Origin of the sequence: Providencia hangzhouensis (genome assembly GCF_029193595.2) — a bacterium.
Taxonomy (GTDB): Bacteria; Pseudomonadota; Gammaproteobacteria; order Enterobacterales; family Enterobacteriaceae; genus Providencia; species Providencia hangzhouensis.
The window spans coordinates 2,148,820-2,160,821 of the sequence record NZ_CP135052.1; the positions used below are offsets into that span (position 1 = coordinate 2,148,820).

Sequence of the window (12,002 nt, forward strand, 5' to 3'; positions counted from 1 at the left end):
CTGATTATCGAATGAAGTTTTGGTAGTCATTTGCGCTAAACCCAACTAAGTAACGGTTGTCTGGAGAAACAAGTACGGGTCTTTTGACCATGGCGGGCTCTGCAATTAGCACTTTTTTCGCGCTATTTGAGTCAACCACTGCATTTTTTTCATCATCAGTCAGTTTACGCCAAGTTGTTCCTCGTTTATTTACTAACACTTCCCAATCAATATGTTCCATAAAGGTAGAAAGTAATTCATCGCTAATACCATCAACACGATAATCATGAAACTGATAGTTAACTCCATTGTCTTCTAAGTAACGGCGTGCTTTTTTAATGGTGTCACAGTTTTTAATTCCGTACATGATATAAGGAGAGTTAGATGTATTGGGCATATGATTTTCCTCAAAAAACTAGCGATAATCCATACATAATGAGGCAAAAATCGCTTAGGATCTAGCCCAAATGTGAGAAATATATAATAAACTTATAATTAAATTATTCGTAATTTAGCTTTGTTAATTAATATAATTAGAAAAAATTATCTTGAACGCATATAAATTAAGCTAGCTTCAAGACGAGAGCGAACACGTAATTTTTTAAGAATATTTCTAATGTGAACTTTAACCGTTTCTTCAGAAATAAAAAGTAAATTAGATATTTCACGGTTTTTTAAACCCACAGCCATTTCATGTAAAATTTCAGATTCTCGCCGTGTCAGTGATGAGAGTGGGTCATTATAATTATGACGAGAAATAAGATGCTGATATATTTTTTCACTGAAAACTAATTGCCCTCTAGAGGCTTTCTTCATACTATAAAATAACATGTCAAGCTCACTGCTTTTTAATAAATACCCTTGTGCTCCTGCATCAATAGCGCCATATATATCTGTTTTAATTGTTGAAGCAGATAACACTAATAAGTAGCTATTATTGCAGTGCTTACGAAGTAATCGTATCGTTTCAAATGTTTTAATACCTTGAATATTGGTATCTATAATAATTAGATTAGGCTGTAGCTGCCTTGCAATGCTTAAGGCCTCGTAACAACAAGAGGACTCTGCTGTGACAATAAAGTGCGTATCGGTATTTATGAGCTGGCGCAATCCCAAGCGTATAAGAGGGTGCTCATCAACAATCATTACGGTATATTTAGACATAGAGGGTTCCTTTTTCATGTCTTAAAATTCAAGGTCTAGTTTGATACTTTCCATAAAATAGACAGTTTAATTTTGATATATTTATTATATTTAATTGGAGTATTAATAATTGTAAAATCAGTATGGGGAATTCTTAATGTTACTTCTTTGCTTAATATATTATATCCCTCGCTAATAACAATAAGATACTTGTTGATAATACATTAAAATTAGAAAATTCATATCTAATATTTAAATCAATATTAAACGGAGAAGGTATTTAAGATAGGGTTCATAATGTGATTAATTTTTTATATATATTAACCTCATAAAACTAATAATAAATTATTTTTAGTTAATATCTTAAAAATTAGAGAAGTGTTTCGATATAGTAAAATATAATCAATGTGATTACGTTTTACTCTAACGGTGACCTAACTCTATTGTAACTGAAAGATTTTTCTGGAAATTGCCAGTATGATCATGATTTGCTAGAGAGATGTGTTTATACTGTTATCGCTCTTACCTTACTTATTTTGAAAGGACTTGACGATGGATGACAAATTAAAACAAAGTGCTCTTGATTTTCATGAGTTTCCACATCCTGGGAAAATTACGGTTACCCCAACTAAACCACTAACAACCCAGAGAGATCTCGCATTAGCATACTCACCAGGTGTTGCAGTGCCATGTCTTGAAATTGCAGATGACCCACTTAAAGCTTATCGTTACACCGCTAAAGGTAACCTTGTCGGGGTCGTGTCTAATGGTACGGCTGTCCTTGGGTTAGGTAATATCGGTGCTTTAGCTGGTAAGCCTGTCATGGAAGGAAAAGGTGTACTATTTAAAAAGTTTTCTGGTGTTGATGTCTTTGATATTGAAGTTGATGAAACAGACCCAGACAAGTTAGTTGATATCATTGCGTCTCTTGAGCCGACTTTTGGCGGTATTAATTTAGAAGATATCAAAGCACCAGAATGCTTTTATATTGAACAAAAACTTCGTGAGCGGATGAAAATCCCTGTATTCCATGATGACCAACACGGTACCGCAATCATCTGTACTGCCGCTGTTATCAATGGCTTACGTATTGTTAAAAAAGATATTGGTGATGTGCGCCTGGTGGTTTCTGGCGCAGGGGCGGCATCAATCGCTTGTATGAATTTATTAGTCGCGTTGGGGTTGAAACGCGAACATATCACCGTTTGTGATTCAAAAGGGGTGATTTACAAAGGCCGTGACGAACGCATGGATGTCACCAAAGCCGCGTATGCAATTGAAGATAACGGCCAACGTACTTTGGCTGATGCGATTCCTAATGCAGATATTTTCTTAGGCTGTTCAGGTCCACGTCTTTTAACGCCAGAAATGGTGAAAACCATGGCAAAAGATCCTCTAATCTTAGCATTGGCTAATCCTGAACCCGAAATTTTACCACCTTTGGCAAAAGAAGTTCGCCCTGATGCCATCATCTGTACTGGTCGTTCTGATTACCCAAATCAGGTTAATAACGTATTATGTTTCCCATTCATTTTCCGTGGTGCGCTAGATGTTGGCGCAACAACGATTAATGAAGAAATGAAACTGGCTTGTGTATATGCCATTGCAGATCTTGCATTGGCTGAGCAAAGTGAAGAAGTGGCTTCTGCGTATGGCAACCAAGATTTATTCTTTGGCCCTGAATATATTATTCCGAAACCATTTGACCCGCGTTTGATTGTGAAAATTGCGCCAGCAGTGGCAAAAGCAGCTATGGATTCAGGGGTAGCAACGCGTCCAATTGAAGACTTTGATGCCTATATCGAAAAATTAAATCAATTTGTTTATAAAACAAATTTATTCATGAAACCTATTTTCTCTCAAGCTAAGACGGCGAAAAAACGCATTGTATTAGCAGAAGGGGAAGAAGAGCGTGTATTGCATGCGACTCAAGAACTAGTGTCTTTAGGTTTAGCTTTCCCAATTTTAGTTGGGCGCCCAAGTGTGATTGAAATGCGTATTCAAAAACTCGGCCTACATATTGAGTTAGGTAAAGATTTTGAAGTGGTTAATAACGAAAACGACCCGCGTTATAAAGAATATTGGCAAGAATACTACCAAATCATGAAACGTCGTGGTATTTCCCAAGAAATGGCGCGCCGTGCGGTGATTAATAACCCAACCTTAATTGGTGGGATCATGGTGTTGCGTGGCGAAGCCGACGGGATGATTTGTGGAACGGTGGGCAGTTATGGCGAACACTATGAAGTTGTTAAAGATTTATTTGGTTTCCGCGAGGGTGTTCATGCAGCAGGTGCAATGAATGCATTGTTATTACCAACGGGTAATACGTTTATCGCAGACACTTATGTCAATGAAGACCCTTCACCGGAAGAGCTAACTGAAATCACGTTAATGGCAGCGGATACGGTAAGACGCTTTGGTATTGAGCCAAAAGTGGCTCTGTTATCGCGTTCTAGCTTTGGTTCTTCAGATTGCGCATCTGCACAAAAAATGCGTGATACGCTAACGATGATCAAAGCACGTGACCCACATTTGGAAATTGATGGTGAAATGCATGCGGATGCCGCATTAATTGAATCTATCCGTAAAGATGTGATGCCTGATAGTCCATTAAAAGGTTCAGCAAATTTATTAATTATGCCAAATATGGAAGCAGCACGTATTAGTTATAATTTACTGCGTGTCACAAGCTCTGATGGTGTGACTGTCGGGCCAGTGTTAATGGGGGTTGCGAAACCTGTGCATATATTAACACCAATTGCTTCGGTACGTCGTATCGTGAATATGGTGGCATTGGCAGTGGTTGAAGCACAAACAAATCCACTTTAAGGGTTAATATTAATTAATTTGTGTTAAAGGCTTCTATGGTTTCATAGGAGCCTTTTTGTTGAAAATGATTCTCATTATCTGTATCTTGTGAGCTTGACTACATAAGATGGAAAGCATAATGATTTCAATTAGATTGACCTCTCGAATAGCCACTTTAATGGTTGGGTTATTTTTTCTTATTGGTTGTACACAAAAAATTGAGCCAACAAACGTACAATTGGATAGCCAGCTAACAGCAAGCGACCAAATTATTGACTTAGCAACAGGTAAGTCTTTAACACCTCAGCAATTAGTTGAGCAGCTTGCTCAATCTCCACGTGTGATTGTTGGAGAAAAGCATGATAACCACTATCACCACCAAATTGAGCAATGGCTTGTACAGGAAATGCCAAAAATACGGCCTCAAGGTGCGGTTTTACTCGAAATGCTGACACCGTCACAGCAAAAAGGTGTGAGTCGAGTACAGGCACAGATGCAGAGTAATCCTTATATTCGTGACGAAAAGTTACAGTCCGCCATAAAATGGAACAGTGGTTGGCCTTGGGAACAGTATGGGGCTTTAATCCGTCATTTACTAAGCTCACCTTATCCATTACTTTCTGCAAACCTAAATAAAGAAGAGGTGCTTTCCGCCTACGCTAACCCATCATCAATAATGGGGCAGTATTCGACTCAGCCTATTGTTCAAGAACTCATCAGTAAAACGATTGAAAGCTCTCATGGTGGGGAACTTACAGCGGAACAAGTGGTAAAAATGACCTTTATACAGCAGTTGCGTGACCGCCGTATGGCAGAGTCGTTATTAAATGCACCTACACCCGCGCTCTTATTTGCAGGTGGCTACCATGCAACAAGAGCTATTGGGGTACCTTTACATGTGCAAGACCTCGCACCTGACGAATCAGTCAAAGTGTTAATTATTTCAGAGAGAGGGGAAGAAATAGACCATTTACATGCTGATTTTGTTTGGTATACCCCTAAATGATGACTAAATAATAGCAACCTAATGATTTCAAAAAAGTTAATTTTGTGAAGTATTCTTTATTTTCATTAAGAAATGATTTCCATTTTCATTTGTTATTAATTATCATTTGCGTTTATGTGAAGATACATAAGTACATAAGATAAAAATGAGTATAACAACATTTGAAAATGAGTATTTAAAGCGAACGACGAAGATGAGTGGGTGGTTCGCATTGGCAATTGCTCTTCATGTCGCTGTGGTTGGGGGCTATATATGGGTAACTTATAATCAACAATGGGAAGAGCTATTGCCTCTACCATCAGTGGTTATGGAAATTTCGATAGAGTCGCAAGCCGAACAATTGACAGAAGTTAACATTGGTCAATTACAAGAGTTAGCGGTGGCAAGTCAGGCACATGAGGCTCCATCAGAAGAGAAAATTATCCCACCATTAGCCATCAATGAGCAGGCAGAAGTGCAAGTGGCTAAGACGGTGAGTACAAAACGAATAGCTGAAGTAAAAAAACAAAAGCGTGAAAAGCAGGTGGTTGAACAAAAACAAGCGACTGATTCAAAAGCCAATGATGCCCCTGTCACCAGTGATGCAGCAGCGCCATTACAGACTCAGAAAATTGCCGCAGAATTTAATAGCCAGTCACAATCGATAGAGAACGCGAAAAGGCTGTGGGAAGCACAAGTATTGGGTAAATTAAATAAATACAAGCGTTTCCCTGAAGATGCCGTAAGGCGAGGGCGAGTTGGTCAATCAGCAGTAACATTTACGGTTGACCCACAAGGTTTTTTACTTGATAGCGAGCTGGTGAGTTCATCTGGAACGCGATCGTTGGATAGAGAAGCCTTGCAGGTTTTATCAAGAGCGGCACCTTTACCTGAACCACCTACTGAAATTTTAATCAACGGGCGGGTAACAGTCAGGATCCCTATTGATTTTACTCTTAATGAAAAATAGATTGGATGAATTATGCGTAATAAACTTACTGAGTTTTGTCTTATTACATTACTTGGTTTATATGCAGCAACCAGTGCTGCGGAGGATAGAATGTCAGCACCAATAGCCAAAAAACAACCACATACAATGACTACTCACGGAGATGTCCGTGTTGATAACTATTATTGGTTAAGAGATGACCAACGTGAGTCTCCAGAAATTATCGAATATCTAACGCAAGAAAATGACTATACAAAGCAACAATTAGAGAAAGGTGAGTCGTTAAAAAAAGAGATTTACGATGAACTCTTTTCGCGTATGAAGCAGGACGATGAGTCAGTTCCCTATAATTATAATGGTTATACTTACCGCTCACGAGTGGTTGCGGGAAAAAATTATTCTATCTATGAAAGACGCCCGGTAAATAGCCAGGGTGAATGGGTTGTATTAGTTGATGGTAATGAACGTGCCGAAGGCACAGAATATTATCGTATGGGCGCGTTAGCTATTTCGCCAGATAATACCACGCTTGCCATTGCCGAAGATCACCAAGGGCGTAATGAATTTGCAGTGTCATTTCGAAAAATTGATGAGAGCGAGTGGCAAGAGAATGTATTAACCAATACATCAGGGAATATTGTTTGGGCTAATGATAACCAAACGCTATTCTATGTGAATAAAGACAAGCAAACATTGCTTCCTTATCAAGTGGTTAGGCACCAATACGGTACACAGCAAACTCAAGACAAACTGGTGTATGAAGAAAAGGATGATACTTTTTACGTTAGTTTAGCGAAATCGACGTCAAAAGATTTTATTTTAATAGGTATCACGAGTACTGAAACTTCTGAATATCGGTTAATTGATGCAAATCAGCCACAAAATGACGCTAAAATCTTAAAACCACGTCAAGTTGGGGTTGAGTACTATCCTGATCATTTCAATGGTAAATTCTATATTCGTTCTAATCACCAGCACCCATTGTTTGGTTTATATATTGCAGACAATATTTCAGCGCCGTGGGTAAGCTTTATTACACCACGTGATGGGGTTGATCTTGAAGGTTTTGCGTTATTTAATAACTGGTTAGTGGTAGAAGAGCGCCAAAACGGCTTAGTAAATATTCGCCAAATCAGTTGGTTAACGCATAAAGAAAACCAAGTGAGCTTTGATGACCCAACTTACATGGCGTGGATTGGGAATAACCCTGAGCCTGATACGGACACATTACGCTACGGCTACTCATCAATGACCACACCGTCTTCAGTATATGAAATTAATATGCTGACTCAAGAAAAACAGCTTTTAAAACAAGAAGAAGTTAAAGATTTTAATAAGCAAAATTACCAAAGTGAGCGTATTTGGGTCACTGCACAAGATGGGATAAAAGTCCCTGTTTCCTTAGTTTACCGTAAAGATCTTTTCAAACATGGTCAAAATCCATTGTTAGTCTATGGTTATGGCGCTTATGGATATGGCATAGACCCTTCTTTTAGTTCATCTCGTTTGTCTTTATTGGATCGCGGTTTTGTTTACGCGATTGCACATATTCGTGGTGGTGGTGACTTAGGTAAAAATTGGTACATACAAGGCAAAACAATCCACAAAATGAATACATTTACTGACTTTATTGATGCAACCAAAGGGTTATTATCAGAAGGTTATGGTAAAGCAGGGCATGTGTATGCCATGGGGGGCAGTGCGGGTGGCTTATTAATGGGAGCGGTGGTGAATATGGCGCCTGACTTATACGAGGGTGTTGTTTCCGCTGTTCCATTTGTAGATGTGGTAACCACAATGTTAGACCCATCAATTCCTCTAACTACTGGGGAATACGACGAGTGGGGTAACCCTGAAAATGAAGAGGATTACTGGCGAATTAAAGCGTATAGCCCTTATGACAATATCAAAGCACAACATTACCCACATATTTTAGTGACGACAGGGTTACATGATTCCCAAGTTCAATACTGGGAACCTGCAAAATGGGTGGCTAAATTGCGAGATATTAAACAAGGTAATTCATTATTATTATTAGAAACGAATATGAATGCGGGCCATGGCGGTAAATCAGGGCGTTTTAATGCACTCGATGATATTGCCCAAGAATATAGCTTTATTCTTATGCTTGAAAATAAAGACAAATATTTTCCATATTTAAAATAATAATTAACCTATAAAATTTAGGTGATTTCAGGCCAGCAACAAGATTAATCACATTGTTGCTGAGCCTTTTCACAGGCACTATTTGGCCTGTGCTAGCGGTGTGAGCGTATGACACTCAGTACGTTTACAGGAATGGTTTAATGAATAATAAAACAATAATTATGGTAGCTGGTATTATTGCCACTAGCTACCAAGGGATCGCTTTGGCTGAAAATACACAGCAGCAAAATAAGCAGAAAGAAGGTGTGGTTAATTTTAGCCAATTAAAAGTTTCAGGTGCGCAGAAACAAACCCCACTAGTCAAAGCATTAGAAAAACCAGGTGCTTATAGTGCGGTTGGTACAGAAAATAAATTGCAGTCGATGGATAAAATTATTCGCACCATGCCCGGTACCTATACTCAAATGGATGCCAGCCAAGGTACGGTTAACGTCAATATTCGTGGACTGAGTGGTTTTGGTCGCGTGAATATGATGGTTGATGGTATTACGCAAAGTTATTATGGTATCTCACCGAGCAAATATACCCACGGTATGCAGCCGAGTAATGATTTTGGCTCATTAATTGATCCAAACTTTATTGTCTCAGTGGAAGTGGAGAAAGGGCAGTTGAATGGCAGTAATAGCATTAATGCTTTAGCCGGAAGTGCGAATTTCCGCACTATCGGAATTGATGACGTCATTTTTAACGACAATTTATACGGACTGCGTAGTAAAGCTAACTGGGGGGATAATGGTCTCGGTTATAACGGGATGGTTGCTGTTGCGGGTAAAACACAATTACAGGATGATGGTTACTTTGGTGGTTTAATTGCAGTTAGTGGGCATAATATCCCCGGCAGCTATAAAAACGGCGATGGTTTTAATAGTGATGAATTTGCCACAGATCCCTCATTCAAACAAAAGCCACAATCTCAATTGGCAAAGTTGAAATATAAACCTAATGATCGCCATGAATTGGAATTCAGTGGGCGTTTTTTGCAAAATAAACTTACCAGCAGAAAGATTAATAGTGAGGACTATTATCTAAAATATAAATACACTCCATTAAATGAATTAATTGACGTAGAAATACTGGCAAGCCATGGCAATAATGAACAAAAATTTCAAGGTGATCCTATTGGTGGAGCCTTTAAAAATGCCATATCTAAAAATAAATCTGATAGTATAAATTTATCCAATACTAGCCATTTTTCTTATGGAGATGTGGATTATAAATGGCAAGTAGGTTCGAAATTAATGAAAACCAAATACAGTAAGGAAGCACAATCGGTTGAAGACCCAAATACCCAGATAAACAATCCATTTTCACCAAGTGGAACACAAGATATTGCCAGCGTATATACTCAGTTTGAAGCGAAATACGATATCTATACAGCGATATTTGACCTTAATTACCTCAATTATAGCGTGAAAGGTTATAAGCCTGCGTGTGATGAAACCGAAAAATGTTTCCCCCAAGAAGCCAGTAATCTGAACATTAAAGATAGTGGGATTAACCCAGGTATATTGTTATCCGCTCAAATCATTCCTGAATTCCAGCCCTTTGTTAGTTACGCACATTCCATGCGTGCACCGAATTCACAAGAAGCTTTTTTCTCCTCAAATGGTGGCCAGACGATGAATCCATTTCTTAAGGGTGAAAAATCAAAAACTTGGCAGGTTGGGTTTAATAGCTTAAAACCTGATTTAGTGGTAGATGGTGACCAATTCAATCTGAAAGCATTGTGGTTTCATACCCAAGTTAAAGATTATATCACGAGTAAAGCTTTTGTACTTTGTCGTTCCAATCCACAGGATGAATTTGATTGGTGTTTAGTGAATGATGATGTATGGGATAAAGAGAATCCACCAATGTTTCAGCGAGCAGAAATGTATGTGAATGACCATCGAGATGTAAATTTACGAGGGTATGAATTGCAAGCCAACTACGATGCAGGTGTATTTTATTCAATGGTTTCATATACCAAAGAGTCAGGAAAACAGCCGGTTTCTATTAATAGCACCTCCTTATTTAGTGCAGGGGATTTCACTCAATTACCTGACTATTACCTAACATTAGACTCAGGCGTACGCTTCTTTGATGAAAAACTGACACTCGGTTCAACGATCACATGGACTGGCCCCTCCAAACGGATTAGCCCAGTTCCAGATAGCGACCAAAATGGTGATGCTATGACGGAGAAATATGAGAAACAACCAACTATTGTTGATGTATATGCAGATTATGAAATTAATAAAAACGTTAAGTTGATGATGACAGTTAACAATGTGACGAATAAAAACTATACCGACGCACTAAACCGAGCAAATTCGGGTGCAATTATGCAAGAGAGAGGACGGAATAATGAAACGGGTAGAGGGCGTACTTATATGATTGGTGGGCAGGTACGTTTCTAACCAGTATATAAATTTACAACCACTTATCCCGTTATTTTAATCGAGATAAGTGGTTAAAATAATCACTTCGATACTCTTTTGGTTTTAACTTTCTCAATGTGGGTAATTTGGCTTTCAACCCAGCCATCATTAAGGCGTGTTTTCAGTGGTTGCCCTAATTTTACTTGGCTGGTTTTTTTCAACACGGTGCCTTCTGCTGTCTCACTAATACTAAAGCCGCGAGCAAGTGTTGCCAATGGGCTGACAGCTTCCATTTTCGAACACGCGACAGCAAAACGTTGACGATAGCTATTGACCAAACTCGTGATCATATTTTGCAAATGATATTGTGTTTGTTGCAACTGACGTTGTTGTTTTTGCAACTGAGGGCGTAAATCATTTTGTAGCAAACGGCGATTAACTCTTTCGAATTTAGCCGTCGAATTTTGTAGTTGCCGAGTCATCGACTGTGCTAGCTTTTGTTGCAATAAATTAAGTTGATTATATTGCCGTGCCAAACGTAATTGCGGGTGCTGTTGTTGTAAACGGTGATGCAAACGAGCAAATCTTTGTTGTTGGCCTGCCACGTAATAATCCATTGCCATTTCAAGGTGTTGCTGTGCAGATTTTAACTGCCGCAGCATTTCTAGCTGGTTACGGCTAACAAGCTCGGCTGCCGCAGATGGGGTTGGTGCTCTTACGTCCGCTACATAGTCCGCAATCGTCACATCGGTTTCATGACCAACAGCACTAATTATAGGCAGTTGACTAGCAAAAATAGCTCTAGCAACGATTTCTTCATTAAATGCCCACAAATCTTCAAGGGAGCCCCCACCGCGACCGACAATTAACACATCACATTCTTGACGCAAATTTGCTAGCTCAATCATTCGAGCAATTTGTGCTGGTGCCATTTCGCCTTGAACGGCCGTTGGATAGATAATGATAGGCAGAGAAGGATCCCGGCGGCGTAAAATATTTAAAATATCATGTAGGGCTGCACCGGTTGCTGATGTAATGATACCGACAGATTTAGCAGGGCTAGGTAGCGGTTTTTTATGAATAATATCAAATAAGCCTTGTGCGCTTAGCGTTTGTTTTAATAGTTCAAAACGCTGTTGCAGTAAGCCCTCACCGGCTGGCTGCATACTTTCAAGGATTAATTGGTAGTCACCTCGAGGTTCATATAAAGTCACTGTCGCTCTAACCAAAACTTGCTGGCCATTTTGTGGGCGGAAAGTGACACGTGCATTCTGCCCACGGAACATTGCCGCACGTACCTGTGCTCGGTCATCTTTTAAGGTTAAGTACCAATGACCTGAACTTGGTTGTGAAAAATTGGAAATTTCAGCGGTTAACCAAATACGGCCCATTTGGTTATCAAGAAGTTCTCGAACAGTCTGGTTAAGCTTGCTAACCGAGTAAATTGCGTTATTTTGTGAAGTCGACATGTGAGCCAGATCAAATTTTAAAACAATGACTTAATCGATAGATACTAACGCAGTTATAGGAGTTATCAAGTTTTTTTTCAAAAAAACGCTGGAAGCAACCGTTTTCGGTGTGTATAATGCCGCGGCAATATTTTATACCT

Annotated in this window: 8 protein-coding genes; 5 read left to right on the forward strand and 3 right to left on the reverse strand. The window is 39.1% G+C overall.

The features are described 5' to 3' along the window. Positions 1 to 4: 4 nt before the first annotated feature. Positions 5 to 376, reverse strand: coding sequence for an ArsC family reductase (locus tag PZ638_RS09570; protein ID WP_036957666.1), 372 nt, complete (start codon positions 374 to 376; stop codon positions 5 to 7). Between the two features lie 146 nt (positions 377 to 522). Continuing rightward, positions 523 to 1,143 (reverse strand): LuxR C-terminal-related transcriptional regulator, encoded by a 621-nt coding sequence (locus tag PZ638_RS09575; RefSeq protein ID WP_036957668.1) that lies wholly within the window; start codon positions 1,141 to 1,143, stop codon positions 523 to 525. Between the two features lie 531 nt (positions 1,144 to 1,674). Here PZ638_RS09575 and maeB point away from each other — a divergent pair. The 5 genes from maeB to PZ638_RS09600 all read left to right on the forward strand — a co-directional run bounded on the left by maeB (position 1,675) and on the right by PZ638_RS09600 (position 10,432). Beyond that, positions 1,675 to 3,954, forward strand: a complete 2,280-nt coding sequence (maeB, locus tag PZ638_RS09580; RefSeq protein WP_004253593.1) for an NADP-dependent oxaloacetate-decarboxylating malate dehydrogenase — start codon at positions 1,675 to 1,677, stop codon at positions 3,952 to 3,954. Between the two features lie 118 nt (positions 3,955 to 4,072). Then, on the forward strand, positions 4,073 to 4,939 hold the full coding sequence (locus PZ638_RS09585) for a ChaN family lipoprotein (RefSeq protein ID WP_226616954.1): 867 nt from the start codon (positions 4,073 to 4,075) through the stop codon (positions 4,937 to 4,939). Between the two features lie 145 nt (positions 4,940 to 5,084). Continuing rightward, on the forward strand, positions 5,085 to 5,888 hold the full coding sequence (locus PZ638_RS09590) for an energy transducer TonB (protein WP_144140690.1): 804 nt from the start codon (positions 5,085 to 5,087) through the stop codon (positions 5,886 to 5,888). A gap of 12 nt (positions 5,889 to 5,900) precedes the next feature. Continuing rightward, on the forward strand, positions 5,901 to 8,033 hold the full coding sequence (locus PZ638_RS09595; RefSeq protein WP_144396006.1) for a S9 family peptidase: 2,133 nt from the start codon (positions 5,901 to 5,903) through the stop codon (positions 8,031 to 8,033). Positions 8,034 to 8,173: 140 nt separating this feature from the next. Further along, a complete protein-coding gene (locus tag PZ638_RS09600; RefSeq protein ID WP_144140686.1) occupies positions 8,174 to 10,432 on the forward strand; it encodes a TonB-dependent receptor domain-containing protein in 2,259 nt (752 codons plus the stop codon). Between the two features lie 62 nt (positions 10,433 to 10,494). Here PZ638_RS09600 and xseA read toward each other — a convergent pair whose 3' ends face one another. Beyond that, positions 10,495 to 11,862 (reverse strand): exodeoxyribonuclease VII large subunit, encoded by a 1,368-nt coding sequence (gene xseA / locus PZ638_RS09605; protein ID WP_144140684.1) that lies wholly within the window; start codon positions 11,860 to 11,862, stop codon positions 10,495 to 10,497. Between the last annotated feature and the right edge of the window lie 140 nt (positions 11,863 to 12,002).

What these genes read in the sequence shown, in the direction of transcription:
- PZ638_RS09570 (WP_036957666.1), bottom strand. Translation starts at nt 376, where the DNA reads ATGCCCAATACATCTAACTCTCCTTATATCATGTACGGAATTAAAAAC.
- PZ638_RS09575 (WP_036957668.1), bottom strand. Translation starts at nt 1,143, where the DNA reads ATGTCTAAATATACCGTAATGATTGTTGATGAGCACCCTCTTATACGC.
- maeB (WP_004253593.1), top strand. Translation starts at nt 1,675, where the DNA reads ATGGATGACAAATTAAAACAAAGTGCTCTTGATTTTCATGAGTTTCCA.
- PZ638_RS09585 (WP_226616954.1), top strand. Translation starts at nt 4,073, where the DNA reads ATGATTTCAATTAGATTGACCTCTCGAATAGCCACTTTAATGGTTGGG.
- PZ638_RS09590 (WP_144140690.1), top strand. Translation starts at nt 5,085, where the DNA reads ATGAGTATAACAACATTTGAAAATGAGTATTTAAAGCGAACGACGAAG.
- PZ638_RS09595 (WP_144396006.1), top strand. Translation starts at nt 5,901, where the DNA reads ATGCGTAATAAACTTACTGAGTTTTGTCTTATTACATTACTTGGTTTA.
- PZ638_RS09600 (WP_144140686.1), top strand. Translation starts at nt 8,174, where the DNA reads ATGAATAATAAAACAATAATTATGGTAGCTGGTATTATTGCCACTAGC.
- xseA (WP_144140684.1), bottom strand. Translation starts at nt 11,862, where the DNA reads ATGTCGACTTCACAAAATAACGCAATTTACTCGGTTAGCAAGCTTAAC.